The 26,246-nt window shown below is 39.9% G+C and carries 25 protein-coding genes and 1 tRNA gene; 10 read left to right on the top strand and 16 right to left on the bottom strand.

The annotated features are described in order from the left end of the window. Window positions 1-215: 215 nt before the first annotated feature. From WKR92_RS09055 to WKR92_RS09040, 4 genes are all read right to left on the bottom strand, one after another. Window positions 216-2,990, bottom strand: a complete 2,775-nt coding sequence (locus tag WKR92_RS09055; protein ID WP_375557505.1) for a hypothetical protein — start codon at window positions 2,988-2,990, stop codon at window positions 216-218. 10 nt (window positions 2,991-3,000) lie between these two features. Then, window positions 3,001-4,203, bottom strand: coding sequence for a DUF4934 domain-containing protein (locus tag WKR92_RS09050; protein ID WP_375557504.1), 1,203 nt, complete (start codon window positions 4,201-4,203; stop codon window positions 3,001-3,003). 165 nt (window positions 4,204-4,368) lie between these two features. Then, window positions 4,369-4,443, bottom strand: a tRNA-Val gene (locus WKR92_RS09045). A 189-nt stretch (window positions 4,444-4,632) separates the two neighbouring features. Continuing rightward, window positions 4,633-5,145 (bottom strand): hypothetical protein, encoded by a 513-nt coding sequence (locus tag WKR92_RS09040; RefSeq protein WP_375557503.1) that lies wholly within the window; start codon window positions 5,143-5,145, stop codon window positions 4,633-4,635. A 153-nt stretch (window positions 5,146-5,298) separates the two neighbouring features. Here WKR92_RS09040 and WKR92_RS09035 point away from each other — a divergent pair, with 153 nt between their 5' ends. The 3 genes from WKR92_RS09035 to WKR92_RS09025 are packed head-to-tail and all read left to right on the top strand — an operon-like array spanning window position 5,299 to window position 7,519. Beyond that, on the top strand, window positions 5,299-6,207 hold the full coding sequence (locus WKR92_RS09035; RefSeq protein WP_375557502.1) for a lysylphosphatidylglycerol synthase transmembrane domain-containing protein: 909 nt from the start codon (window positions 5,299-5,301) through the stop codon (window positions 6,205-6,207). A 45-nt stretch (window positions 6,208-6,252) separates the two neighbouring features. Further along, the gene (locus WKR92_RS09030) at window positions 6,253-6,957 is read left to right on the top strand and encodes an SDR family NAD(P)-dependent oxidoreductase (RefSeq protein ID WP_375557501.1); all 705 of its coding nucleotides are present in this window, start codon (window positions 6,253-6,255) and stop codon (window positions 6,955-6,957) included. A 37-nt stretch (window positions 6,958-6,994) separates the two neighbouring features. Then, complete coding sequence (locus WKR92_RS09025; protein ID WP_375557500.1) at window positions 6,995-7,519, top strand: hypothetical protein; 525 nt, start codon at window positions 6,995-6,997, stop codon at window positions 7,517-7,519. A gap of 3 nt (window positions 7,520-7,522) precedes the next feature. Here the strand turns inward: WKR92_RS09025 and WKR92_RS09020 are convergent, their stop codons facing one another. The 5 genes from WKR92_RS09020 to acs form a co-directional block, all read right to left on the bottom strand. Next, the gene (locus tag WKR92_RS09020; RefSeq protein WP_375557499.1) at window positions 7,523-9,064 is read right to left on the bottom strand and encodes an alpha-L-fucosidase; all 1,542 of its coding nucleotides are present in this window, start codon (window positions 9,062-9,064) and stop codon (window positions 7,523-7,525) included. A gap of 57 nt (window positions 9,065-9,121) precedes the next feature. After that, on the bottom strand, window positions 9,122-10,231 hold the full coding sequence (lpxB, locus tag WKR92_RS09015; RefSeq protein ID WP_375557498.1) for a lipid-A-disaccharide synthase: 1,110 nt from the start codon (window positions 10,229-10,231) through the stop codon (window positions 9,122-9,124). Window positions 10,232-10,495: 264 nt separating this feature from the next. Continuing rightward, on the bottom strand, window positions 10,496-11,368 hold the full coding sequence (gene surE / locus WKR92_RS09010) for a 5'/3'-nucleotidase SurE (protein WP_375557497.1): 873 nt from the start codon (window positions 11,366-11,368) through the stop codon (window positions 10,496-10,498). Window positions 11,369-11,441: 73 nt separating this feature from the next. Beyond that, window positions 11,442-11,627 carry a CsbD family protein gene (locus tag WKR92_RS09005; RefSeq protein ID WP_375557496.1) on the bottom strand — a complete coding sequence of 62 codons (186 nt, stop codon included), beginning with the start codon at window positions 11,625-11,627 and terminating at the stop codon, window positions 11,442-11,444. Window positions 11,628-11,715: 88 nt separating this feature from the next. After that, window positions 11,716-13,635, bottom strand: coding sequence for an acetate--CoA ligase (gene acs, locus WKR92_RS09000; RefSeq protein ID WP_375557495.1), 1,920 nt, complete (start codon window positions 13,633-13,635; stop codon window positions 11,716-11,718). A 388-nt stretch (window positions 13,636-14,023) separates the two neighbouring features. On the opposite strand from acs, the gene rpmB reads away from it, so the two are divergent. From rpmB to bshC, 6 genes are all read left to right on the top strand, one after another. After that, window positions 14,024-14,257, top strand: a complete 234-nt coding sequence (gene rpmB, locus WKR92_RS08995) for a 50S ribosomal protein L28 (protein ID WP_375557494.1) — start codon at window positions 14,024-14,026, stop codon at window positions 14,255-14,257. Window positions 14,258-14,346: 89 nt separating this feature from the next. Next, on the top strand, window positions 14,347-14,529 hold the full coding sequence (rpmG, locus tag WKR92_RS08990) for a 50S ribosomal protein L33 (RefSeq protein WP_074490316.1): 183 nt from the start codon (window positions 14,347-14,349) through the stop codon (window positions 14,527-14,529). Window positions 14,530-14,571: 42 nt separating this feature from the next. Next, the gene (locus WKR92_RS08985; protein WP_375557493.1) at window positions 14,572-14,757 is read left to right on the top strand and encodes a DUF4295 domain-containing protein; all 186 of its coding nucleotides are present in this window, start codon (window positions 14,572-14,574) and stop codon (window positions 14,755-14,757) included. A 114-nt stretch (window positions 14,758-14,871) separates the two neighbouring features. Beyond that, the gene (gene ftsY / locus WKR92_RS08980) at window positions 14,872-15,837 is read left to right on the top strand and encodes a signal recognition particle-docking protein FtsY (RefSeq protein ID WP_375557492.1); all 966 of its coding nucleotides are present in this window, start codon (window positions 14,872-14,874) and stop codon (window positions 15,835-15,837) included. Between the two features lies 1 nt (window position 15,838). Continuing rightward, window positions 15,839-17,170, top strand: coding sequence for a 30S ribosomal protein S12 methylthiotransferase RimO (rimO, locus tag WKR92_RS08975; protein WP_375557491.1), 1,332 nt, complete (start codon window positions 15,839-15,841; stop codon window positions 17,168-17,170). Between the two features lie 8 nt (window positions 17,171-17,178). After that, window positions 17,179-18,762 (top strand): bacillithiol biosynthesis cysteine-adding enzyme BshC, encoded by a 1,584-nt coding sequence (gene bshC / locus WKR92_RS08970; protein ID WP_375557490.1) that lies wholly within the window; start codon window positions 17,179-17,181, stop codon window positions 18,760-18,762. Here the strand turns inward: bshC and hemJ are convergent. The 5 genes from hemJ to WKR92_RS08945 are packed head-to-tail and all read right to left on the bottom strand — an operon-like array spanning window position 18,759 to window position 22,467. Then, complete coding sequence (hemJ, locus tag WKR92_RS08965) at window positions 18,759-19,313, bottom strand: protoporphyrinogen oxidase HemJ (RefSeq protein ID WP_375557489.1); 555 nt, start codon at window positions 19,311-19,313, stop codon at window positions 18,759-18,761. The two genes, bshC and hemJ, sit on opposite strands and share 4 nt — an antisense overlap. A gap of 19 nt (window positions 19,314-19,332) precedes the next feature. After that, window positions 19,333-20,370, bottom strand: coding sequence for a uroporphyrinogen decarboxylase (gene hemE, locus WKR92_RS08960; protein ID WP_375557488.1), 1,038 nt, complete (start codon window positions 20,368-20,370; stop codon window positions 19,333-19,335). Then, window positions 20,367-20,885 carry a hypothetical protein gene (locus WKR92_RS08955; RefSeq protein WP_375557487.1) on the bottom strand — a complete coding sequence of 173 codons (519 nt, stop codon included), beginning with the start codon at window positions 20,883-20,885 and terminating at the stop codon, window positions 20,367-20,369. The genes hemE and WKR92_RS08955 overlap by 4 nt, the downstream gene beginning before the upstream one ends. Then, a complete protein-coding gene (locus WKR92_RS08950; RefSeq protein WP_375557486.1) occupies window positions 20,885-21,598 on the bottom strand; it encodes a response regulator transcription factor in 714 nt (237 codons plus the stop codon). Before WKR92_RS08950 ends, WKR92_RS08955 begins: the two co-directional genes overlap by 1 nt. A gap of 2 nt (window positions 21,599-21,600) precedes the next feature. Beyond that, window positions 21,601-22,467 (bottom strand): sensor histidine kinase, encoded by an 867-nt coding sequence (locus tag WKR92_RS08945; RefSeq protein ID WP_375557970.1) that lies wholly within the window; start codon window positions 22,465-22,467, stop codon window positions 21,601-21,603. Window positions 22,468-22,618: 151 nt separating this feature from the next. Here WKR92_RS08945 and uvrC point away from each other — a divergent pair, with 151 nt between their 5' ends. After that, on the top strand, window positions 22,619-24,427 hold the full coding sequence (gene uvrC, locus WKR92_RS08940) for an excinuclease ABC subunit UvrC (protein WP_375557485.1): 1,809 nt from the start codon (window positions 22,619-22,621) through the stop codon (window positions 24,425-24,427). A 16-nt stretch (window positions 24,428-24,443) separates the two neighbouring features. On the opposite strand, the gene WKR92_RS08935 is transcribed toward uvrC, so the two are convergent. Both WKR92_RS08935 and WKR92_RS08930 read right to left on the bottom strand, forming a co-directional pair. Then, a complete protein-coding gene (locus WKR92_RS08935; protein ID WP_375557484.1) occupies window positions 24,444-25,214 on the bottom strand; it encodes a uroporphyrinogen-III synthase in 771 nt (256 codons plus the stop codon). Between the two features lie 14 nt (window positions 25,215-25,228). Further along, window positions 25,229-26,218, bottom strand: coding sequence for a DUF4271 domain-containing protein (locus tag WKR92_RS08930; RefSeq protein WP_375557483.1), 990 nt, complete (start codon window positions 26,216-26,218; stop codon window positions 25,229-25,231). Window positions 26,219-26,246 lie beyond the last annotated feature (28 nt).

Raw genomic sequence — 26,246 nt, 5'->3', positions numbered from 1 at the left:
ATCGTAACAAAACGGATCGAGTCTAGTATATTTTATTTTGGAGTCAATCGTGAAACAGTTCACATTTTTGTTGTGAACAAAATAAGAAGAGGAGGCTTTTTTTGTGGAATATTGAATTCAACTAATCCCTGGCTTGCGTAGCAGAATTCGGAAAGTCATAAAAATATGTCAGACAATGAGGTTTGCATTCAAAGTTATTAGCTAAATAGATGTTTTTAATAATAAAAAAATCTCGGATAGTAAGACAAGTTCACCATCACGTATCGGCGTATAATATTATTGGTCTCATACATGGTATATGTACTCGTGGAATTGACAGTTATCGATGAGTTGTTGTTCAGTATGTCGAGGGCAGACAGCTTAATTTCCAGATTTCTTTTTTTCAAAGCCCGATAGGAAGCTGAAACGTTCCAAAGTAAAACACCATCTGAGGTGCTGTTATTTTCGACATTTAAATATGAAATGCTTGTATTCAAGAAAGCCCTTTTTCTAAGTCCGAGTCCGAAACTTAGGTTTGAATCGGAGGTCGTACTTTTGAAATCAGCATTCAACCGACTTTTTTGTTGAAAAAAATCGAATTGTTGGTATACGCCAAGTTTAATAAAATCGGAAAAATTGAACAACAGATCCAACTTGCCATGATAGCTCATGCTCTTTAATTTATCGTAGTCCCCGTCAATTACCTGTCCCTTTTTCGAAAACACGCCCATGTTGGAAAGCTTTGCAGTAAAGTTACTCTCTCGGGACATTTTGAATGCTTTCCGCATATTGGCCGAAGCGACATAGTTCACTTGAACATTCTTATCGTTGATAAAGTAAAGCTCTCGCCGACCATCATTCCGGTAGCTTATATTAGGCACGAAGGCATCTTCCAAAAACTTTGCGTGAAATCCCAGGTCATAGTGAAGGCCTGTTGGCTTAAAGCTTGCATAGATATACCTAAGACTAATATTATTATTTTTACTGTTCTCCAGATCACGATTACCATAGGTCTGATTAAGTATATTAATACTGTCAACAACGGGGGCGACCAATCCGATCGAAGGTGTATGGTAAGAGATATCCCATGAAAGACTGAGGTCCTTAACAAAGTTCTGCTCAACTTTATTGAGGTAATTAATACGAAGCGAGGGCAGCAGAAAAGCATTTGTCCTGTTGATATTCCTGTCCGAATAGCCGGACCGTACATCATCATTGGCGACCTGTACATCAAAATTTGAATAAAAGCCAATGCTCTTTTCATACCTCATATATAGTTCATCGATCATGAATTTTCTCCCCAGGCTCAACGATGAAGTTGAGACGATCCCATACTCGATCTCGTCGTACGTTAGGGATTCATTGAGCTCCGAGGAGTCGCGAACGACATGATCCGAACTGTTGTGGTTTAGACGGACCCGCTGTGCGATATCAATGTCTACGATGCCGCTCATCTTTTGGGGGAATATCCTTTCTAACTTAACGTACGCATCTTGGTTCACTATGCTTCCGTTAAACTTAGAGTTTCTCAAAAAGGATCTGTCATCAAAATCGGCACTGCTACTCTGGATGCTTTTATCGGTTTCAACGATGGATGTAGATGGGTTATAAAGCAAATCATACTTAAAATAGACATGGTCGTACCACTTGACCCAGTTCGATCTTAATTTACTGGATATTCGGAGATCGGCATTCAGGCTTAGAATACTTTCATCAAGCTCTTCCCGGCTCAAATCGCTCTCACGGGTCTCGATGTCATATAGCTGGCCCACCGTCGAGGTGTTCCTGTTATTGTCCACCTGCCGCTTTTCGAACTTCGCCGAAATATTTAAGTCCGTTCTCTGACCGTTCTTAAATTGGTACCTCACGTTACCGAGAAAATTATTAAAATCGGAATGCCGGCTCTCTTTGGTAACCGATGAGTTGTCGGCTCCCTCAGACATTGACCTAATCATATTGATGTTACGTTCCGTCAATGAATTTGATGATTTCCTGAACAGATCAATTTTTAATTCATTATGATCCCCCATCTGATACGAAGGTTTGTCACGGAAGTTATGATTAAACATCATTCCATAGGCGGAATCTTCATGGTAGCCCTTTTTTCTCAAATCTGAAAAGTAATCGACTTTCAGACTGATGCCCCCAAACGTTGTATTATTGAGCAGTTGATCAATATCATCCAAGGGCTTGTTGATGTTGCTTTTTGTCCCTCCTACCGATAGTTGGTTAGAAGAATTAAAGAGGTTGGCAATGGCTTCCAGTTCGTTTTGCTTGTTAGTACCTATACCTGCGCCGATTTTTCCAAAGATACCTCGGTCCTTTCCCTTTTTTAAGACAATGTTAGCGTTTTTCGACTCCCGCCTTTCTCGATCCGTATCGAAGATCTGCACGTTATCGATTATATTCTTGGGTATGTTCTGGAGCGCAATATTTGCATTGGTGGAAAAGAAATCCTTTCCGTTAACATATAGCTTATTGATCCTCTTACCGTTATATGTTATTTCATTGTCTCCCCATATGGTTATGCCGGGCAACTTCGTCAGTAGATCTCCCGCAACGGCATTAGAATCAAGATGAAAGGCATCCGCATTAAACTCGATCGTATCACCGTTCATCCTGACCGGGGACAGGATCTCGACCGCTTCTAACTCGTTGGCCCTTGGCGTTAGATACAACTCGCCAAGATTGATACTTGAATCCACGATAATGATCTCTCGTTCGAAAGGTTCATACCCCATGTGGATGACCTGTAATCGAAAGGAAGTTTGAGGAGGCAGCTTTTCAAGCATGAACCGGCCGGTCCGGCTAGACAATGCGATGCTATGTACCTTGTCCTCACCTTGTCTATAAAGGGCTACAGATGCCGCTTCCAACCTGATGTTTCTGGTTGAATCACTTATCGAACCGGAGAGCGAAAGTCCATTGTCCCCTTTTACATTCGTCTGAGCGTCTACCGTGGAGCCACCATAGAAAATAAACAACAATAAGAAAACGGAGTAAATCTTCATGCCGACACCATCATTTCATTGAGGAGATCGCTAAGATGGGATTCCTGTAGACATCGCTGTTCTTTACGATATCCTGGACATAGGATGGGGTTTGGCCGATATACTTCATCATATCTCCTTCATTATAACGCACGATCAAATCCTGCGGGTAGACCAGTGAATACAATTGCTCGTTATTGTCGTCCAGAAAGAAGCTCTGGTTCTTAGGTGAAGATATCGGCATATAATGGTTCAATGCGGAGGGTCTGATCTGGTTCAGGTCGTACACCTCACCCGACCGGGTATCCAACAGTATAGACGAGAGCCCGTTCAGCGACATGTGACTCATGAGGTTCAACACCATAAAATCCCCGATCTTCATGATATTCGTAATGCCGAAGATTGCATTTGGATAAGTAGACCTGATCACGTTACTGATTTTGCCAAGGTTGTTTTTGACAAAATCGTTGGGCAATGAGTAGTGCGCCGGAAAAATTAATTTAACCCCGGAAATATTGCCGTTGGAGTCGATAGCATAAATCGTATTTTCATAGGGTTCGCTCCAATAAAGCTTTCCATCGTATGTATTCTTGCTAATGCGGTTTGGGATTGTGGCATAGTCAGCTTTGAATTCTGGGTCAAAATATGAAATCGTCGTTGTGCTATCGTGGTGAAAGAACTGAATATTGTCAAGGTTCTTTTCGTTAAAGAAATAGTGTGCCAGCAAGATCGAGTTGCCGATGAACCCCATCCCGTTCAGCGTATACCACTCCTTTTTTTCACCCAGAAAATTTCCGTTAAAATCGAAGATTCCCATAGTTACATTGTCCATAGAGGTTCCGTAAATGGCATATACCTTTCTTTTCTCCTTATTCACGAAGACGGAAGAAAAAAGATACTCAGCCCGATTGCATGGTCCGCAATCAGGAACCTTGTCTATTTTATGCTTGAACTGGCCGTTATGATCGAAAAACAGAATTGCTCTTCCTCTTCTATCAAATACAATAATCTCATCCTCGGTTGCCCAAAAATCATCGACTTCCTGGATCATCGAGTTCTCAGTATTTTCGAGAGGAATATACTCTACACTACTAAATAGATCTTCTACGTTCGCACCTTTGCTTTGATGTATAGGAATCCTGCGCTGATCTATCATTTCTTGAGCGAAAGAAACGGGAATACATAATATTACAAATAAAATAGCTATAGTAGTTTTTCTTACTTCGTTTGACATAATTTAGCGATTGGTTTTATCGGCAAAAACTTAAATATAAATAACTATATCGATAATCAAAAAGTCTAAGCGAAAACATCTTATCGTGAGAAATGGAGGAACCATTAAACGGAACAGGCTAGACAAGACTGTACAAAAAAAGCCTCGGATTTCGAGGCTTTTTCGTGGGAGATACTGGATTCGAACCAGTGACCCTCTGCTTGTAAGGCAGATGCTCTGAACCAGCTGAGCTAATCTCCCTTTTGGGAATGCAAATATAGATTAGAATTATGGATTTCAAAAATATTTATAAGGTTTTTTTTCGCAATAGCATTAATAATCTAATTTACAGAGCCTTAATTTTTAAGACAAGAAAAAGCCTGATTCATTTAAGTATGATTCAGGCTTTTTCTTAAGACCTACTCTCAGTTATATTCTAAGGTTTATCGATTAATTCCGACTAAAGTTGAAGACCAAGTATGCTGTGGTGTTTCCAACGTCCACCGGCATACGCATTACAAGTCCGCTGTCGTTAGCGCTCAGAAGATCTAAACGGAATCCTGCGGTTACATCCTTCGCACGGTCGCCCGGCATAATTTTTTTGAACTGAAATTGTGAGCTTGACGATCCTTCAGCCTGAAATATTGACCAAAATATATCTCTTACGGCTCCCGGCGCACATAATTCGCCTGCATTTGAAAATGTAATGGATCCTTTACCGCTTCCAGTCAAATCCCATGTGCTGCCAATAAAACAGTCGATCGGGGCTTCTTCGAAAATGGTTTTTACCGATGCGCCGGTAGGAAAACCTTCTTTCTCAACTGAGTTTAATGTCCACTGTCCTTTTACCCCATTACGCCAAGCCGAGGCAGACGGTCCGCCGCTTCCTTGTTGTGCAGTACATGCTCCAAAGAAAAGAGCTATTAATGCCATTATACCAAAAAGTTGAATTGATCGTTTCATAATGTTTGTATTAATTTTAGTATGTACAAGTTTACATATAAAAAGTCAAAAACTATACCATGTGTACGTTGAATAAATTATAACTGTCTTTACGCTTAAATTATTTTGCTTTGTTTACCTTTGAACGCTAACTAAACTAGGCAACGAGAATTAATGACGAAACAGAAATTATGGAGCATCACTAAGCTCGTCTTAAAAATCGGGATAACCGCTCTTTCTCTCTATTTGGTTTTTAGTAGGGTATCTTTGAAAGACTTAGAGGAAGCGATGACCACTTCTGATCCGATTTTCTTTCTATTAGCCTTTATCTCGTTTTGCATATCGCAAGTTATTACATCAAGAAGGCTAAATGGCTTTTTTCGGGGTATCGGCTTGCAACTGACTGAATGGTACAACTTCAAATTGTACCTACTTGGTATGTTCTACAACTTATTCCTCCCTGGAGGTATAGGAGGTGATGGATACAAAATATTTTTCCTTCGTAAAAAATTCGGTGTTAAAGGACGGAGGATTTTAAAGGCTATTTTTTTCGACCGCCTAAGTGGGTTATGGGCTTTGTGTTTGATTACAGTGGGTTTGATTATCTTTATGCCACAATTAAATATCCCAAGCTGGATGCCGATTGTCGCGATCTGCGTGGGAACGATGATCTATTTTCTTCTTATGAAGAAGGTTTTTCCTGATTATAGCAAAACCTTCTTCATGACACACTTTAGAGCTATCTGTGTACAGTCTTTTCAATTAATCAGCGCAATCTGCCTTTTATATGCTCTTCATTTTGACGGAAAATTCTCGCCGTACCTTTTTATGTTTTTAGCATCGTCACTAGTTGCCGTTTTCCCTTTTACCGTCGGTGGCTTAGGTGCTCGAGAAGTGGTGTTCCTATACGGAGCGGAAATATTCAATTTAGATCCACATCTCGCTGTTCTCATAAGCTTATTGTATTATTTCGTCGCAGCACTGATGTCGATTACGGGGAGCTACTTTATCTTCCATCCACAAGCTTTAGGAGAAAGAGAACTTCCGAAGAAAGAAGAAAACGAGGATGCTGTTGAAGGCTAAGTTTTAATTCAATTTCGTAACTTTAGATATTAAGCAATTAGAAAAATGAACATTGTTATTACAGGTGCAAGCAGCGGTGTAGGATTTGAGGCCGTGTTAGATTTGATCTTAGATTCAAAACACAAAGTTATTGCGCTCGCTAGAAATCAGCGAAAACTGAGCACCCTCTATGAGATAGCAAAAGGGTTAAATCCAGACTGCACCTTATACCCTGCTCAATTTGATATTGTCCATGATGATTACGAGGGAGGTTTGGTGCCTTTTGTATCCGAACGTTTGGGTGAAGTAGATATTTTAATTAATAATGCGGGTGCGCTTATTAACAAACCGTTTATGGAGGTCAGCCAGATCGAATTTGCGCAAATGATCCAATCCAATCTATTGGGGCATGTAAAAATGATTCAGAACCTACTGCCACTGATGAGTGAAAATTCCCATATTCTAAACATTGGGAGTATGGGTGGCTATCAGGGAAGCGTGAAGTTTCCGGGCCTAAGTGCCTACTCGGCTAGCAAGGGCGCTTTGCACATTTTAACGGAATGCCTGGCTCCGGAGCTTGCCGAGAAGAAGGTGAGCATTAATTGCTTAGCTTTGGGCTCGGCACAAACGGAAATGCTGGAAAAAGCCTTCCCCAAGTTCCAGTCTCCTGTCGCAGCTTTCGAGATGGGTAAATACATTGCAGACTTCGCATTGACGGGTCATAAATTTTTCAATGGAAAAGTATTGCCAGTTGCAGTAAACACACCTTGAGGTTTTGTGTTGTATCTGTACAAGAAAAACCAAAACGATGAAATCACTAAAATATTTAATCCCTTCGCTTCTCGCCTTTTCTCTAATCCTGAATGCTTGCGTGAGCGACAGTCGACAAAATGCCCAGGAACAAGATTCTATCGTGGTAATTGATAGCACGTCTGTTATTGATACGACATCCGGTGTCGATCTTACTCCTCCCGCACTACCTTACATCGTAGTTTTTAGTGAAGAAACTGCTCGTTTTAACATTATCGAAAATCCGGATGATTCTGGCTTCGTACCCAATGGTGATGGGTATGTTGAAGCACTAAACACAAAGTACCCCGAAATCAACATACGAATGGGTGATCAACGATCGGATACTCTGGACGTATTTATTGATGATGCTACACATTTGACGCAAGGAATGGGATCAGCCGGTGCTAACAGCTATTTAGCAGAGGCGACTTATGCGTTTAGTGAGTTAGACTCGGTGAACGTTGTTAATTTTATCTTTAAAACGGGTGACCATGCAACATCGGGACCATACACTCGAGAATTTTTCAATGACTTTCATTAATTATTAGAGAGCCGACTTAAACTCCGGCATACTGAATAGACCGAAGCTACTAAGCCTTGGATTTAATCTTGACGAGGTGATACGCAGGCGTATTTTAGAGCTTATTATCGGATCGAAATGCAAGATACGCTTATAACCGATTGTTGTCCCCTCACCAGCTACCTTCCATTCGTTTTCTGACCAGTACTCTACAACAAAAGACTCGACGCGCTGACCAAGCGTAATGTACTCTTGCAGTTGTACGGTATTAAACTGAACCGGGCTCTCAGCTGTAAACTCCAAGGTTGCCGTCGTGTCAGACTCCGACTCGGTTGTCCAATAGCTGTCGAAATCGTCGTCTAAGAGAGTATGAAGACCTTTCCCATCACCCGACACTTCTGCGCCGTTAATTAGGTTGTTACTGAACACCTCGTTAATAACTTTACCAAACTCGGCCAAAACAAGGCTGTCACTTTCATGGATTCTTCCTCGTTTATCCGGTGGAACGTTCAGTAAAAGAACTCCATTTCTGCCGACTGAACTAACATAGATATCAAGAAGTTTTTCTAAACTTTTCGGTTCTTGATCTTCATGAAAAAACCAGCCCTGACGGATAGATACGTCCGTCTCTGCGGGATACCATACTAGGCCGGAAGCATCTTTAATAACTTCGCGGCTACCTAGATCTTCGCCACGTAAATCTTTTTTGGGTGCAAAACTGACTTGGTTTTGAGATTCTGCAGCAACTTTATCAATGGTTGTACCGTCGGTCGGCACTACACTCCATTCGGTTAGGCGACCATAACCAGTCTCTGTACCTACCCACCGCACGTCCGGACCCATGATAGCTATGACTGCGTTCGGCTGCAATTCATTAATCAATTTATAATAGGACGGGAAATCATATTCCTGAACTTTTCCATTTGGCCCTTCTCCATTCGCACCATCGAACCAAACCTCGTCTATTGGCCCGTAATTGCTCAATAATTCCGTCAATTGCTGACGGAACACCTCGTTATAGGCAGGAGAGTCTCCATATGTGGGATGATTCATATCCCAAGGTGACAGATAGATCCCAGCTTTCATCCCATACTTTTTACACGCGTCGGTAAACTCCCTAACAAGATCGCCTTCCCCATCCTGATAAGGACTGTTCTTTATGGAATGCTCTGTCTGTTCCGAAGGCCATAAACAAAAGCCATCATGGTGTTTCGCTGTTAGAATAGCCAACTTAAACCCCGCATCCTTCATGGTCTTTACCCATTGCTCAACATCTAGATCCGTAGGATTAAAAATTGCCGGGTCTTCATCTCCTGTCCCCCACTCACGTCCCGTAAACGTATTAACGCCGAAATGGAAAAAAGCGGTTAGTTCATATTTTTGCCATGTCAGTTGCTTGTCAGAAGGACGTACGGTGGCAGCCTTTCTGACAATGTCAGTTTGAGTGTCTGTTGAATCAATAAATACCACATTTGAATAATTAAGCTTATCAGTTTGATTAACGGTAGAGCAACCAATGAAGGCTAACAATATGGATATGGCTACAACTGGCAGTACGCTTTTCATTATGTATGATTTGTTTATTTTATGAAGATAAATATTTTGATTATAAAACGAAACTTTCTATCTAAGATACTTTATGATTAATTCAGCGGTTCGCTCAGAGGCACCTACTTCTCCCATTTTAATATCCAAGGACTTATAATTTTGAAGCATATTTGCACGGTAGGGTTCATTATTCAGCAGGCGGTCAACTTCATCTTTAACCAAATCAACATTATATTCACCTTGGATAAGCTCGCGAACGACAGGAACATTCATAATTAGGTTCACCAGTGAAATATACTTTACCTTGATAAGCTTTCGTGCCAACCATACGGAAAGTGCATTCGCTTTATAGACGACTACCTGCGGTACATGAAACAAGGCAGTTTCTAATGTTGCCGTGCCGCTGACCACAATAGCTGCTTCTGCATGGGTAAGAAGGTCATATGTTTGATTGAAGATCACAGGAAGTTGATCTGCATCAAAAAATTGTTCATAATAACTTGTAGAAAAATTGGGCGCTCCGGCTATAACAAACTGATATCGTGGAAAATGCTTTGGCAATACAGCCATAAGCGGCAGATGTTTTGACACCTCCATCTTACGGCTACCCGGCAGCAGCGCAACAATTGGCTTCGACGATAACCCGTGTTTTTCTCTAAAGTTGCTTTCTGGCCCAAACCGACTAATCGCATCAAGTAGTGGATTTCCCACGTAATCGATTCGCATGCCCCATTTTTCATAAAAATCTACTTCGAAGGGCAGGATACAAAACATATGATCTACACGTTTCTTAATCTTTAAAACTCGCTTTTGATTCCAAGCCCATACCTTCGGGGATATATAATAGAAAACCTTGATCTGATTTTTTTTAGCGAACTCAGCAATCTTCAGGTTAAAACCTGGAAAATCGATTAAAATAAGTGCATCTGGGCGGTAATCCAAAAGATCCTTTTTTACTTTCTTCAAATTTTTAAAAATAGTGAAGACATTGGCAAGCACCTCTACGAAGCCCATAAAAGCCATGGAAGATGTATGAATAACGGCGCTTTGACCGCCTTCAACCTCCATTTCATTGCCACCTACAAATCGAAACGAAGACTGTTCATCTTTCTTTTTAAGCGCACGCATAAGATTCGCGCCATGTAGGTCGCCCGAGGTTTCACCGGCTATGAGATAATAGTTCATTATTAGATCTCTAAATGAAGATTCCCCAAAAATAGCAAAAACAGCAAGCTAATGAAAGTACTAATGATAATGCCTTGCGCACTTTTTCCCAGTTGAAAATGATAGAAATAGCGCATTAACAAAAGATTTAACAAACCCGCGACAGCAAAAAACGCAAGAGGTTTATTGGTAGCGATCAGATTTGTGCTAAGCAATAAATAAGACAGCAATGGAGCGACCAATCCTAGCAGTAATCCGAAATATAAATTATCTCTTTTCAATGTATTATCCTAATCCGGGGTTAGCGTCAAATGAGTTTTCCTCACTTGCTTTGCCTTCCGTAGTCTTTATAGGACCTGGCTTTGAACTAATATCAAATGACCAAGAGTTAAGCTCTGGAATAGCATGGTGTGCTGTCATGTCAAATTGAACAGGCACCATAGACGCATATCCATTCTTTAGTGCCCAAACGTCAGTATCCTCTCCATGATCAGTAGAAACAAAAACGCCCGTGAGCCAGAAATAACTTCGTTGATACGGATCGAGACGTTCATCAAACTCTTCAGCCCATTTGGCATTGCCTTGCCGGCAAACACGCACGCCTTTTATCTGATCCACTTTGGGAAAGTTTACATTTAGGAGAGTTCCTTTTTGCAAGCCATGTTTTAATACTTCTTCTGTAATGGCTCTTACGAAGGGACGGCAATTCCCAAAATTCGCATCGTAAGCAAAATCATCGTAGGAAAAACCTATTGATGGGATCCCTTCTATTGCACCTTCTACAGCGGCTGACATTGTACCCGAATAAAGTACATTGATGGAATTATTAAGCCCATGATTGATTCCGGAAACACAGATATCAGGAGCTTTACCTTTGAAAATTTTGTTGACGGCTAACTTAACACAATCCACGGGCGTTCCGGAGCATTTATACATTTTCACGCCGGGATAGATGTGTACCTCATCGATCCGAAGTGGTTTACCTATCGTAATCGCATGCCCCATACCCGATTGTGGGCTGTCGGGAGCAACTACCGTCACGTCACCTATTTTCTGCATTTCCTCAAGGAGCACTTTAATCCCCGGGGCAGTGATGCCATCGTCATTGACAACTAGTATGGTGGGCTTTCGTGCGTCGGTCATTTTCTTGTCTGCCATTCTGCGAATTTAAGAAAAGAAAAGCGCCGTAACTAATTAAAGTTACGGCGCTTTTCTTTGATTCAGGATCAGATTATAATTCATTAAGCCAGTTGACTACTTCATCACGGGTCTTTCCTGTCTTTTTCTGTAGCCGACCTAACAATTCGTCTTCTTTTCCTTCTTCATATAACAAATCATCATCGGTCAAATCTGCGTATGACTGTTTTGCTTTTCCTTTGATCTCGTTCCAAGATCCTTTCAATTTTAAATTCGACATTCTCTTTTATTTTAAAAGTTAAAATATTCAATTAATTAACTATTAGGAGAACAGCCATTGATAAGAATTTGTTTTGTAACAATACTATTTACGACTTCATTTTTGCTGCACCATCTTTTATTTCTTCTACAATACTAGGATCAAGCAAGGTAGACACATCACCGATACTGCCTAAGTCGCCTTCGACAATTTTCCGAAGAATCCGTCGCATGATTTTGCCGGAACGAGTTTTTGGCAAATCCGGAACAAACTGAATGATATCCGGCTTCGCAATTGCGCCAATAATCCTAGAAACTGTCGCATTAATATCCTTACGAGTTAAGTCCTCATCGTGATGGACGTTATCCAAAATAACGAAGGCGTAAATACCTTGCCCTTTAACCGGATGTGGGTATCCCACAATGGCAGACTCTACAACATCGCTATGCATATTAATGGCATTTTCTAATTCCGCAGTCCCAATTCGGTGTCCAGACACGTTTAGCACGTCATCCACGCGGCCGGTAATACGATAATGACCATCTTCATCTCGCAAACAACCATCACCAGTGAAATACATACCTTTATAGGTCGAAAAATAAGTCTGTCGACAGCGTTCATGATCGCCCCATGTGGTACGAAGCATCCCCGGCCATGGGAACTTGATACATAAGTTACCCGAAACGCCATTACCTTCTAATACCTTTCCTTTTTCGTCAACTAAAACCGGCTGTACACCCGGCAATGGAAGCATGGCATAGCCTGGTTTTGTAGGCGTAACACCAGCGATCGGACTAATTAAGATTCCACCGTTTTCAGTTTGCCACCAAGTATCTACGATCGGAGCTTTCCCTTTTCCTACTTTCTCATTATACCAATTCCATGCTTCTTCATTGATAGGCTCACCAACTGAACCTAACTTAGTAATTGAACTCAAGTCTTTGCCGTCAACATATTCATCACCAGCAGCCATTAAGGAACGGATTGCAGTGGGGGCGGTATATAAAATATTAACCTTATGTTTCTCTACAATATCCCACATACGTCCTGCATCGGGCCATGTAGGAACACCTTCAAACATTACAGATGTCGCACCTTGTGACAAAGGGCCATAGACGATGTAGGAATGCCCGGTTATCCAACCAATATCCGCTGTACAAAAGAATATTTCTTCCGGATTGTATTGAAATACATTGCTGAACGTGTAACCGGTATAAACCATATATCCCCCCGTAGTATGCACGACACCTTTTGGCTTGCCTGTTGATCCCGAGGTATATAGAATGAATAGGGTATCTTCAGCGTCCATCTCTTCAGCTGGGCAAACCGGATTACCTTGGCTTTCCACTTTGTGTATTTCATCCTCCCACCATACATCTCTCCCCTTAATCATAGATACCCCGATACGAGCTCGCGTCAATACGATTACCTTTTCCACACTATCGCAAGTCACCAAAGCATCATCTACAATACTTTTCAATTCGATCACCTTTGACCCTCTGAATCCGCCGTCAGCCGTAATAACAAGCGAACATTGTGCATCATTAATCCGATCAGAGATCGACTGGGCAGAAAAACCACCGAAAACAACCGAATGTATAGCTCCTATTCGCGCACACGCTAAAATTGCAATCGGCAATTCGGGCACCATAGGAAGATAGATACATACTCTATCTCCTTTTCGAACACCATTATTCTTAAGTACGTTTGCGAATTGCTCTACCTTTTCCAGCAATTGCTTATAACTTAAAATACGAGCTGCTTCACTCGGGTCATTGGGCTCCCAAATGATAGCGGGCTTGTCGCCGTTATTGTAAATATGCCTATCCAGACAATTTTCTGAGATATTGACTTTACCATTCTCGAACCATTTGATATCGGGTTTGTCAAAATCCCAACTCAATACATTTGTCCACTTTTTCTTCCAAAAAAATGTCTCTGCAATTCCTTCCCAAAACTCTTCCGGATTTTTAACACTATCATCGTAGGTCTTTTGGTAATCATCAAAATCTTTAACTTTTAATTCCATGGTTGTCTTACTGTTCTATAATTTCTAAATCGTAGGTTAGGTTATTGAATTTCTAAATTTAAGAATAAAAATACAAAAGCAAATTATTTCTATGTTTATGTTGGGGATTCAACGTTACCGTACCCGTTTATTCCGAGTTTACGTTTTGCTTTATAAATTGCTTCGCGCGCGAGCCTCATTCTACAATAAACAAAAGCCCAGTATGTCAATCACTCAATCGATACCTCAACCAGACTAATACATTGAACAATTTACTGAATATGAATTATCTTTGTGGGTGACGAATAAAATCAAATCGAAATATTATTGCATAATCAAAAACAATTTTCGATATTTGCACACTCTTTAAAATAGTAGAGTATTATAACAGAACGAAATAGCATTAGTCATGGCAAGAGTTTGTGATTTAACTGGTAAATCAGCATTAAAAGGACATAAGGTTTCTAACTCAAACGTTAAAACCATTCGTAGATTTTACCCAAACCTTCAAACAAAGAGGTTTTATATCCCAGAAGAGGACCGTTGGATTACCTTGAAGGTATCTACATCAGCTATCAAAACAATCAATAAGTTAGGGATATCTGCAGTTATTAATAAATTTATCAAAAAAGGGTACGTTTAGCATTTTCTCACCCATATGCTTTTCGAATCTTAAAATAAACTTTTCGTTCCACTATTATTTATTGAGGACCGAATCTAAGAAATACAATAATGGCTAAAAAAGGTAACAGAGTTCAAGTAATTTTAGAATGTACTGAACACAAAGAAAGTGGTATGCCGGGAATGTCTCGTTACATTACTACTAAAAACAAGAAAAACACAACTGAACGCTTAGAACTGAAGAAATTCAATCCGGTATTGCGTAAAGTTACTGTTCATAAAGAAATCAAATAACATCTTTTTATAAACGCAATCGCGTAATAAAGACATAAAGAAATGGCAAAGAAATCAGTAGCATCCTTAAAAACAGGAAAAGGAAAAGATTATACAAAAGTTATTACAGCTGTACGTTCTCCGAAAACTGGAGCGTATTCGTTCAAAGAGCTTATTGCGCACAACGACCACATCAAAGATGCGGTTGAAGTAGCTAAAGAAAGTATCGAAACTCCAACAGCCGAGTAATAAATTTACCAAACGTTATTTTAAGCCGTTCCAATTCTAATCTGGAAGGGCTTTTTTGCTTTTATACAGTTGCAAAATTCCTATCTTTATCAGGATTAATATTTCAAATATATCATGGCGTTATTCGATTTTTTTAAGAAGAAAGAAAAACCTACCGAGGAGATGAAAGAGGCTCTGGACAAGGGGCTGGAAAAAACTAAGGAAGGTTTTTTTTCAAAGATTTCTAAAGCAGTTGTAGGAAAATCAACTGTTGATGATGAAGTCTTAGACGAATTAGAGGAAATCCTAGTAACATCTGATGTGGGAGTCACCACTACGCTTAAGATCATCGATCGTATCGAGGCTAGAGTAGCGCGTGATAAGTATGTTAATACATCCGAATTAAATCAGATCTTAAGAGACGAGATTCAGGGGCTGCTAGCCGAGAACAACAGTGACGATTTTGCGGAGTTTGAATATGGAAAAAGTAAACCCTATGTGATCATGGTAGTAGGGGTTAATGGAGTAGGAAAGACGACCACCATAGGAAAACTTGCCCATAAGCTTAAAAAAAACGGGAATAAAGTTGTCCTTGGAGCTGCTGACACGTTTCGCGCTGCTGCGGTTGATCAAATTAGACTATGGGGTGAACGTGTTGGCGTTCGCGTAGTGCATCAAGCGATGGGGTCAGATCCAGCATCCGTAGCCTTTGACACACTACAATCGGCGGTTGCAAATGATGAAGATGTCGTGATTATTGATACCGCCGGAAGGCTACATAATAAAGTGGCACTCATGAACGAATTGACAAAAATAAAGAATGTCATGAGAAAGGTAATTCCAGATGCTCCTCATGAAATACTGTTAGTTCTAGATGCGTCAACAGGGCAAAACGCCATTGAACAATGTCGTCAATTTACGCAGGCAACCGATGTAAACGCATTAGCATTGACGAAACTTGACGGCACTGCCAAAGGAGGGGTTGTAATTGGCGTTTCTGACCAGTTTAAGATTCCTGTTAAGTATATTGGTGTCGGAGAAAGCGTCGATGACTTGCAGTTGTTTAACAAAAAAGAGTTTGTGAACTCGCTATTCAAATAGAATGAAAACAAGACTAGAAGAGGTGGAGGCCGTGAAGAAGCCACGTATAAATGTTGTAACCTTGGGTTGTTCGAAGAACACACACGATAGTGAGGTGTTAATGGGGCAGCTGAAAGGCAATAAAATCGACGTGGTTCATGAAGACCAGGACGTTCGTGAAGATGACATTGTTATTATCAATACGTGTGGTTTTATCGATAATGCTAAACAAGAATCGATTGATACCATACTCGAATACAGTGCGCTAAAAGATCAAGGAAAACTAAAAAAGGTGATCGTCACGGGATGCTTATCCGAGCGGTACAAACCAGAATTAGAGCAAGAAATTCCAAATGTCGATAATTACTTTGGAACAAATGACTTGCAAGAGCTATTAACATCGGTTGGGGCCGATTATAAATATGAGCTTGTGGGTGAAAGACTTCTAACAACTCCTTCTCATTTCTCGTATTTTAAAATCGCGGAGGGATGTAATAGGCCTTGTTCATTTTGTGCGATTCCACTTATGCGAGGCAAACATGTTTCAAAACCCATCGAGGCCTTGGTTCAAGAAGCAAAATATCTTGCTAAGAACGGAACCCAAGAGCTAATATTGATTGCGCAGGACCTGACCTATTATGGATTGGACCTATACGGCAAGCGAAACCTTTCCGACTTACTCAAAAATCTTTCCGATATCGAAGGTATTGAATGGATTCGTTTACAATATGCATATCCATCAGGCTTTCCGATGGACATTATTGATGTGATGAAGGAACGGAGTAATATTTGCAATTACTTAGACATGCCCCTTCAACACATATCGGACAATATGCTAAAATCAATGCGTAGAGGAATTACAAAGCAAAAAACAATTGATCTTGTAAATTCTATTAGAGACATCATTCCGGATATAGCTCTCAGAACTACGCTCATTGGAGGGTATCCAGGCGAAACAGAAGATGATTTTGAAGAATTAAAAGAATGGGTTGCTGAAACAAAATTTGATCGCTTGGGCTGCTTCACCTATTCACACGAAGAAAATACACATGCTCATACATTGAACGATGACGTTCCCGATGAGGTTAAAAATGCTCGGGTTGAAGAGATCATGGAGATCCAACAGAATATTTCTTTTGAAAAGAATCAACTAAAGGTTGGAAAAACCTTTAGAGTGATGATCGATAAGGTGGAAGGTGACTACTATGTTGGAAGGACCGAGTTTGACTCTCCAGAAGTAGATAATGAGGTTTTGATTCCGAAGCAAGCTGACTATCTCACCGTTGGCAGGTTTGCAGAAATTCAGATAGATCGTGCAGACGACTTCGATCTCTATGGTTCCGTTGTAAAATAAAACGTATAATGAAGGCGACATCGATTGACTACCGTGATACATTCAGCTTCTCCTCTCTTCTTTTGGATTATATAGAAGATAATGCTTCGCTTAGTGGTTTTTATTCGAATAAACCTACAATTGACGGTTTCGAACGTCAGATAAAGAAAAAAGCTAGCTTTCAGAATCGTGACATCTTGGTGTCAAGCTTATTGGATCAACAAGATGAATCTACCACAGAAAAGTCGTCAGAGAATATCCGGTTATTGAAAAATAAAAATGCGTTTACAATAACAACTGGTCATCAATTAAATCTATTTACCGGTCCGCTTTACTTCATTTTTAAAATTGCTTCTACCATTAAGTTAAGCCAAGACCTAAAGGTTAAATTCCCAGACCATGACTTCATACCAGTATATTGGATGGCAACGGAAGATCATGATTTTGAGGAGATAAATCATACGCACATTTTCAGAGATACCATTCGCTGGGACAGAGATGCTTCAGGCGCCACGGGGCGGCTGACAACCGATGGAATCGAAGAGACTGTAAAAGCATATCAAAATATCTTAGGACTTTCCGCTAATTCGGAGAAACTATCTAACATTATCGGGAACGCCTACATGAGCCATGCTAACTTAGCCGATGCGACCCGCTCCTTAGTTAACCAATTATTTGGCGAATACGGTTTGGTTGTTATTGATGCCGACAGACCCGAATTAAAACAACTGTTATCACCAATTATAAAGGCGGATATCCTTGAGCAGAATAGCAGTAGAGAAGTTTCTAAAACCAGTGAGGTCCTGGAAGAACAGGGATATAAGTCGCAAGTTCATGTTCGTGACATCAACTTCTTCTATTTATTGGATAAGTTAAGAGAGCGGATTATCGTGAATAAGAGCGGAGAGTTTGAGGTATTGAATAGTGATATTACGTTTACGAAAGAGGCACTTGAAAGAGAAGTGGATGAGCATCCTGAGCGTTTTAGTCCAAATGTGATTATGCGTCCTTTATATCAAGAGCTTGTCTTACCTAACATTGCTTATATAGGCGGTGGCGCGGAAGTGAGCTACTGGCTCCAGCTAAAAGGATTGTTCGAATTCTATAAAATCGAGTTTCCAATCCTTATCCCCCGCAATTCAGCAATGATTGTCAGTAAAGAGCTTAGCGAAAAAATTTTCCGATTAAACTTCACATATAAGAGCTTTTTTAAGGATTCTTCAGAGTTAAAAAAAGAATATGTTCGTGTTCACAGCAAACACCGGCTCAACCTTAACGATGAGTGGCGAGAGTTCAATTCAATATTTGAGAAGATTAAACTACGCGCTCATAAAATTGACCCAACATTAGGTCCAAGTACAGAAGCTATCGAAGCGAGATTAAAAAAAGCGATTGACAGGCTGGAGAAAAAACTACTTAAAGCTGACCAAAAAAATTACACGGAAGCACTCGAACAGATTGAGCTTATCAAGAAAAAAATGTTCCCTGGAGGTATTTTGCAAGAGCGAATGGAGAACTTCGGTTCTTTCTATGTGAAATATGGAGATGAATTAATTGACAGTCTGATTGAAGCCTTTCAACCACTTGATTTTAAGTTCACAATATTGTATTAGCTTTCCTGATTCTCTTGCTTCCTCTGTCGATAACGTTTATACATTTTAATAGCGATCATTAAGATAATCGCTAATGAAACTAGTCCCGCCAAACCATATATCCAGTTTACCGCGCTTTTTAACACGACGATAAAAACGATCGCAAATAGAATAATCGTCGAAACTTCGTTCCACAACCTCAACTGCGAAGACGTCCATTGATTCTTTTCTAAGGATAGTTTTTTAATAATCTGCTGGCATTTAAAGTGATAGATTATCAGTGCGAGAACAAAGCCTAGTTTAACATGCATCCACGGTGTCTGCAACAAAGCTGGATTAACTAACAACATCACGATACCCGCCATAATAGTCAGGTACATGGAGGGAGTGGTTATAACCCACCACAACCTCTTTTCCATAACCATAAATTGCTCATGCAACACCTTATATTCAGCGGCCTTTTTCAGTTTAGCTTCGGCATGGTAAACGAATAGCCGGACGATATAAAAAAGTCCGGCCATCCAACAAATGACAAATATAATATGGATCGATTTAGCGTATAAATAAATCACTTTTTAGGCTCTATGTTCCTTAATATCGGTACTCTTTAATTGCGTCTACTGCATATTTCACTTTATCAAAAGAGAAATCGGGCATAATACCATGTCCCAAATTGAAGATGTACCCGTCCACTCCACGCATACTATCGAATAATTTATATATACGCTTTTTGATGACTTCCTTGTCAGCGTAGAAAATATAGGGATCCAAGTTTCCCTGCACTGCAATACCCGCAGGAAGCGAATCCTTGAGTGTGCGCAGATTCGCATTCCAGTCGACGGAAATCACATCCGGTTTTGCTTCGGCCATTAAAGGGGCAAAAACAGAACTCCCTTTTCCGAACGAAATAATGGGAACATTTTGCCGATTTAAACCAGCGATAATTTCCTTTATATAGCGATGAGAAAATTCCTCATAATCGTCCCACGATAAGGCCTGCGCCCAGCTATCAAAGATCTGAAGAGCATTTACACCAGCTTCAATCTGCATATTTAGATAATCAATAGTCACCTTTGTGATCTTAGACAAAATCAAGTGTGCAAGTTCTGGATTATTATGCATCAACCTCTTGGTCTTTTTAAAATCTTTGGTGCCTCCACCTTCAACTAAATAGCTTAATACAGTGAAAGGAGCTCCAGCAAATCCGATTAATGGAATCCGACCGTTTAGTCTGCTCTGAGTCTCTTTTACTGCATCGGCTACATACTGAAGCTTATCAACTACATCCGTACGCAAAGCGTCGGCATCTGCTTTACTCCGAACCGGATTGGAGAAACGAGGGCCTACACCTTGTTCGAAACTCAGGTCGCCTCCCATTGCTTCCGCAGTCACTAAAATATCCGAGAATAAGATAGCGGCATCGATGTCTAAAAGATCAACTGGAAGCATCGTCACATCGGCTGCTAATTCAGGTGTCTTACACATTTCAAGGAAAGAATATTTATTCTTTATTTCCCAATATTCAGGCATAAATCTACCGGCCTGGCGCATCATCCATACAGGTGGACGCTCCGTCTGCTTTGACTGGGCAGCGCGGATAAACAAACTGTTCTCTACGTTTTGATTCACTTCGTTTTTGGTATTTCGTTTTCTATTCTATTAATTATTTGTGCTATTCTTGAGCTAACATCCAACTCTGATGCCTTCTCGAGATAGGCTCTTACTCGATCATAGTCTTTCTTTCTAAGGTTGATATTAGCTAAGTGTACAAAGATGATCGCTTTATCGTTAGGGCGCCTAAATGGTAATCGAGACGCTATCTGAAAATGATATTCAGCCTTTGCATCATCTAAGAGTTGCAGAGCCAAATTACCACTTATAAATTCGTAATAGTTCCTACGGTTTTTACGGAGATATTCTGGATTTTTAATATCGGCTAATAGTTTTCTAGCCTTATCATATTCTTTGTCTTTAAATGCTTGTGATGCTGACACCACGGTACCTTCTTTAAAATGCGACCATATCGTATAGGCTATCAAAGCCGCTAATAAATACACTAGCTGATACGAGCGATTATAAAGGTTCCATGCCAAAAGCATCATAGCAACTACGATGATTACCCACCGCCATTTGGATGTAAGCATTAGTCTCTTTTAGGGTCAGTAAATTTATACCCTACTCCGCGAATGGAATGAAAATAAGTAGGATTTTTCTGATCAGGTTCAAAGTATTTTCTAAACGTCAAGATGAAGTTATCGATCGTACGTGTCGACGGATAGACATCGTAATTCCATACGGTTTCTAAAATTTGCTCTCTCGAAACCGCTTCATTCCGTCGCTCTATTAACAACTTCAATAACATTGTTTCCTTTTTCGTCAGTGCAGCGATTACTTCGTCACCTTTCCTGAGCTCAAAAGACTTAAAATCAATAGTCTTGTCACCTATTTTGTAAGTCGTAAGTTCTTTTAATTCATCACCGGAAAGACTCCTGCGAACAAGGATTCCTACACGGAGGATCAGTTCCTCAAGATTAAAAGGTTTGACTAAATAGTCATCAGCTCCTTTTTTTAAACCGGTTACTCGGTCCTCACTTGTATTTTTAGCTGTCAGGAACATGATGGGAATATCTGAATTCTCAAGTCTGATTGTTTCAGCAACTTGAAATCCATCGATCTCCGGAATCATGACATCTAGAATAATTAGATTAAAACGCTCCTCTTTATATGTTTTTAAAGCTTTTTTCCCGTCAGTGGCGGTTGAAACTTTATAACCTTCCATCTCAAGATTTAACTTAATGGCTTCCAGAAGGTGTTCTTCGTCTTCGACGAGCAATATTCTTTGCTTACTATGTTGCATACTTACTGATTAAATGTTATTTCAAAAATAGTTCCTGAAGGTTTATTATCCTTTACCTTAATCTGGCCGTAATGCCTGTCAACCACTGTTTTCACGATATACAAGCCAAGCCCCGTTCCTTTCGTTTTACGTGTTTCTTCGCTCCCAACACGGTAAAACTTACTAAATATACGTTTTTTCTCTTCGTCATCTACCCCGATGCCAAAATCAGCAACCGAAAGGACAATGCTTCCTTTATCCTCATATAGCTTTACGGCTACCTGCTCGCAGGGTGGTGAATATTTGATAGCATTTTCAAGCAGATTGGTTATCATTGAAGAAAGTGCGAAATGATCTCCATTGATATAGATATCCGGCTCGACATTCAATTTGATACTTTGTGTTGTGCACGAATAGACTTGCAAACGTTCTGAAATTCTGGTCACCACATTAGAAAAGTTGAATCGCTCTTTCTGGAATTGCACCTTTTGGCTCTCCAGTTTGGTAGCAATCAGCACATTTTCAACTAAATCATCGAGCCTCTCAATATCCTTCAATGAGTTCTTTAAGAACTGTTGCTGTTGCTCTCTATCTAACTCACGTTTTAAAATTGTCTGTATATAAAGCTTAATGGATGCAAGTGGCGATTTTAACTCGTGGGTGACTGATAACATAAAGTTATGCTGTTGCTGATGCAATTTCTTCTCTCTTTTTAAAGCCTGTTTTAACTTGATGGCGCCGCCTATAAAGATAACAAAGAAGAAAAGCCCTTCCCCAATAAACATTGCTTTCCGCTCTGGAGCAATCTGCGCAAGCAATACACCCCACCAAATAAGCTGCATAATTGCGTAGAAAAAAAGAAAATAGAAAATAAAGAGTGGCTTGCGCAACATAATGTATTCACTTAGTGCTAGCAAAAATATCAATAGTAATTGGTTTATAGCTAAAACAAAGCGAATTATGACACTAAAGAGAAGATTTTACATCTTTTTAACGCTTATTATCGACATAGCTTTCTAACTTTGGATTTAGGAGACTAGCATGGCATCATTCAATCATAGAGAAGCACTAAAAAACATCCCTCATAAACCTGGGGTATACCAATATTGGGATTCAAACGATAGACTGATTTACATCGGAAAAGCAAAAGATCTTCGAAATCGAGTTGGCTCATATTTCAACAATGATTTGAATAACAACACAAAAACAAAAGTCCTAGTTCGAAAAATCAATAAAATTACCTTCACCATCGTTGACACGGAAATTGATGCCTGGCTCTTGGAAAACAGCTTGATTAAAAGACATCAACCCCGGTACAACGTGATGTTGAAAGATGACAAAACTTACCCTTGGATTGTTATCAAGAATGAACCGTATCCTCGAATTTACTGGACACGAAGAATAATTAAAGATGGCTCGAAGTATTATGGGCCCTATGCTTCTGTCAGCATGATGCACGCTATATTAGATGTTATCAAAGAGCTTTTTCCATTACGAACATGTAACCTGAAGCTTACACCGGAGAATATTGAAAAGGGGAAATTCAGAGTATGTTTAGAGTATCAAATTGGAAATTGCTTAGGACCCTGCGAGAATCTTCAAAGTGAAGAAGACTACAATGCTAATTTAGAGCAAATTGAAAATATCCTTCAAGGACGGATCTCAGTTGTCTTAAACAGATTGAAAAGTGAATTAGAAATAGCTGTAAATGAGCTTCGCTTTGAATATGCGCAACAGCTTAAACGAAAACTGGACCTATTGGCTAACTATCAGAGCAAATCTACGGTGGTTAGCACCTCGTTAAGCAAAGTGGACGTTTTTAGTATCGCCTCTGAACAGGATGTGGCTTTCGTCAACTACCTAAAGGTAATGAACGGAACAATTGTGCAGACACAAACAATTGAGATGAAAAAGAAGCTCGATGAAAGTGATGAAGAATTACTCGTCCTAGCTATACCTGAACTCCGTACACGTTTTGAAAGTGACTCGAAAGAAATAATTATACCCTTTAATCTATCCATTGAGAATACAGAGGAATTAAAATTTACCATCCCCAAGCAAGGCGACAAAAAGAAATTACTAGAGCTTTCACAGAAGAATGTAATTTATTTCAAAAAAGAAAAACTAGAGCAATATGAAAAATTAAACCCTGAGGTTCGTATAAACCGTATTCTTTCGAAGATGAAGAAAGATCTACGTCTGAATCAGCTTCCGCGACATATCGAATGTTTTGACAACTCGAACTTTCAGGGGCAATATGCCGTTTCGGCAATCGTTGTCTTTAAAGACGCCAGACCATCAAAAAAAGATTATCGACATTTCAACGTGAAGACAGTAGAAGGCCCCGATGATTTTAAAACCATGGAAGAGGCGGTTTTCCGTCGCTATAGACGAATTTTAGAGGAAGGACAACCATTACCGCAGCTCGTAGTTATTGATGGCGGCAAAGGGCAGCTTTCCTCTGCGATGAAAAGTTTAAAAAAGTTAGGGATCGAGAAGGAATTAACTGTCATTGGAATAGCAAAACGACTGGAAGAAATATACTATCCGGGGGATCAATACCCAATGTACCTGGATAAGAAATCAGAAACCCTACGAATTATACAGCAATTGCGTGATGAAGCGCATCGATTCGGAATCACGTTCCATCGTAATCAGCGAAGTCGAAAAACATTTCAAACAGAATTGACATCCATCCCGGGAATTGGCAAAATAACCGCCGAAAAATTACTGAGAAAATTCAAGTCAGTAAAGAGAATTCGTGAAGCAGAACAGTCTGAATTACTAGAAGTACTGAACACACAACAAATAAAGGCTCTCCTTGATTTTTTCCACCAAAGAGAGCCTTAAGATATTTTTTAATAAGTTATTTTACGACCTGTGTAACATACTGCTCAATCGCCATCGTCATGCTCGGTGCATCCGGCGTAGGAGCTGGGATATCTAATATTAAGCCACTATCAAGTACTGCCTGATGGGTGCCGGGACCAAAAGCCGCTATACGTGTATCTTTTTGCTCATAATCAGGAAAATTCTCGAAAAGAGACTGAACACTTGACGGACTGAAGAAAACAATGATATCGTAAAAAACCTCCTTCAGATCTGATAAATCACTAACGACTGTTTTAAATAAAACCGCAGGAGTGAAATCATAACCATTGTCTGCCAACCAGTTCTGGGTTTCCTCACCGGCGACGTTTGAACAAGGGAAGAGAAATTTTTCTTTTGCATGTTTTTTCAGAATATCTTCCAAATCCTGAGCAGTTTGCTTTCCAAAGAAAATTTTCCGCTTTCTATACTGAATATACTTCTGAAGATATAAGGCAATTGCTTCAGATAAGCAAAAATACTTTAGATCAGCCGGCACATCGTAACGCATCTCTTCACAGATTCTAAAGAAGTGATCAACTGCATTTTTACTGGTAAAAATAAGCGCAGTAAAGTCAGCCAAATTAATCCGCTCTTTACGGAACTCCCTCGCAGGGATACCTTCTACGTGAATAAATGCTCTAAAATCTAATTTTAAATTGTATTTTTTTGCTAAAGCAAAATAGGGTGATTTTTCGTTTTCCGGTTTCGGCAAAGTAACCAAAATGCTTTTTACTTTCTTTGCTCTGTCCTCTATTGGTTCGTGCATTTCCATATTTTTTTTTAAAATCCCAAGACCTTTATTAATATAAGAATTGGACCTATTTCAAGGGCGCAAAGATACAGAATTAAATAAAACTTTGAAAGTGAATAGGTTTTAAAAATTGAACCGCTAGCCCGTAAGAACTGTAAAATGAATATTCCAACAAGCATAACGAAAGCGAAAACAATATAATATTTCGCGAGCGTTCGTGGAGATAAGGCCATAATAAGTACAACAGGAAGAAAGAGCAATGCGGCATTAAAATAGCTTAGATATAGAATAGACACATATTCTCTCACCAAGCGAGAAATATCGAAAAGAAAACCGAGAAACCGAACAGTAATAATTTTAAGTGTAAAAAGGATTAGTACACTCACTGAAAAAGCAACATATAGGTTAATACCTTCCGTCACGCCGCCTAACCGGGTAAATTTACTAACCAAGAACAGAAACATACCTATTGTAAAACCGAACAACAGATAAAGAAAAATAAACGGCCACGAGTTAAAAAGACTATCCTCTTTACTTACCTGCGCCAATACTCGGTTATTATAGAACCCTTGAAACATCACTTGTGTCTGAGCCGGATAACTTAGTCGAATGATTGCCAAAACAAGAAACAATGAAATGATAATACCTACGATCCACTGCTCTCTTTCTAACTTAATGGGAGCAATCATGAATTGTTTCTTTTTATTAGAAAACTGCTCAGTCCAGGTGAAAAAGTCACCGTTCTTCACTGTGTAAAGCTCCTTCAGGCTATCTAAAAATAAGTTTGGCCGATCTGGATCTGGTGGTTTTAGCCAAAGCATCTGCAAAGAATCTTGCACATGCTTGATAGAATCCGCAAGGCGTTGCTTTTCAAGCTGCTCTGCACGTTGAATCGAATCTCTTTTCTGCCAATACGTTAATGGTTTTCTAACAGTTTCCGGCTCTGCTTTTAGCTCACTCTGAGCAAATACACCGAGGCAGGACAAACTAAAAAGAAAACAAAACAAATACTTAACCATTCGTGTTCGACATATAAACCGGCATAAA

The sequence above is a fragment of the Albibacterium profundi genome, assembly GCF_042159835.1.
GTDB lineage: Bacteria > Bacteroidota > Bacteroidia > Sphingobacteriales > Sphingobacteriaceae > Albibacterium > Albibacterium profundi.
This window is presented reverse-complemented; position numbering and strand designations above follow the sequence as displayed.

Excerpts from the sequence above, each read along its gene's own strand:
- WKR92_RS09055 (WP_375557505.1), bottom strand. The coding sequence starts at position 2,990 with ATGAAGATTTACTCCGTTTTCTTATTGTTGTTTATTTTCTATGGTGGC.
- WKR92_RS09050 (WP_375557504.1), bottom strand. The coding sequence starts at position 4,203 with ATGTCAAACGAAGTAAGAAAAACTACTATAGCTATTTTATTTGTAATA.
- WKR92_RS09040 (WP_375557503.1), bottom strand. The coding sequence starts at position 5,145 with ATGAAACGATCAATTCAACTTTTTGGTATAATGGCATTAATAGCTCTT.
- WKR92_RS09035 (WP_375557502.1), top strand. The coding sequence starts at position 5,299 with ATGACGAAACAGAAATTATGGAGCATCACTAAGCTCGTCTTAAAAATC.
- WKR92_RS09030 (WP_375557501.1), top strand. The coding sequence starts at position 6,253 with ATGAACATTGTTATTACAGGTGCAAGCAGCGGTGTAGGATTTGAGGCC.
- WKR92_RS09025 (WP_375557500.1), top strand. The coding sequence starts at position 6,995 with ATGAAATCACTAAAATATTTAATCCCTTCGCTTCTCGCCTTTTCTCTA.
- WKR92_RS09020 (WP_375557499.1), bottom strand. The coding sequence starts at position 9,064 with ATGAAAAGCGTACTGCCAGTTGTAGCCATATCCATATTGTTAGCCTTC.
- lpxB (WP_375557498.1), bottom strand. The coding sequence starts at position 10,231 with ATGAACTATTATCTCATAGCCGGTGAAACCTCGGGCGACCTACATGGC.
- surE (WP_375557497.1), bottom strand. The coding sequence starts at position 11,368 with ATGGCAGACAAGAAAATGACCGACGCACGAAAGCCCACCATACTAGTT.
- WKR92_RS09005 (WP_375557496.1), bottom strand. The coding sequence starts at position 11,627 with ATGTCGAATTTAAAATTGAAAGGATCTTGGAACGAGATCAAAGGAAAA.
- acs (WP_375557495.1), bottom strand. The coding sequence starts at position 13,635 with ATGGAATTAAAAGTTAAAGATTTTGATGATTACCAAAAGACCTACGAT.
- rpmB (WP_375557494.1), top strand. The coding sequence starts at position 14,024 with ATGGCAAGAGTTTGTGATTTAACTGGTAAATCAGCATTAAAAGGACAT.
- rpmG (WP_074490316.1), top strand. The coding sequence starts at position 14,347 with ATGGCTAAAAAAGGTAACAGAGTTCAAGTAATTTTAGAATGTACTGAA.
- WKR92_RS08985 (WP_375557493.1), top strand. The coding sequence starts at position 14,572 with ATGGCAAAGAAATCAGTAGCATCCTTAAAAACAGGAAAAGGAAAAGAT.
- ftsY (WP_375557492.1), top strand. The coding sequence starts at position 14,872 with ATGGCGTTATTCGATTTTTTTAAGAAGAAAGAAAAACCTACCGAGGAG.
- rimO (WP_375557491.1), top strand. The coding sequence starts at position 15,839 with ATGAAAACAAGACTAGAAGAGGTGGAGGCCGTGAAGAAGCCACGTATA.
- bshC (WP_375557490.1), top strand. The coding sequence starts at position 17,179 with ATGAAGGCGACATCGATTGACTACCGTGATACATTCAGCTTCTCCTCT.
- WKR92_RS08955 (WP_375557487.1), bottom strand. The coding sequence starts at position 20,885 with ATGCTTACATCCAAATGGCGGTGGGTAATCATCGTAGTTGCTATGATG.
- WKR92_RS08950 (WP_375557486.1), bottom strand. The coding sequence starts at position 21,598 with ATGCAACATAGTAAGCAAAGAATATTGCTCGTCGAAGACGAAGAACAC.
- uvrC (WP_375557485.1), top strand. The coding sequence starts at position 22,619 with ATGGCATCATTCAATCATAGAGAAGCACTAAAAAACATCCCTCATAAA.
- WKR92_RS08935 (WP_375557484.1), bottom strand. The coding sequence starts at position 25,214 with ATGCACGAACCAATAGAGGACAGAGCAAAGAAAGTAAAAAGCATTTTG.
- WKR92_RS08930 (WP_375557483.1), bottom strand. The coding sequence starts at position 26,218 with ATGGTTAAGTATTTGTTTTGTTTTCTTTTTAGTTTGTCCTGCCTCGGT.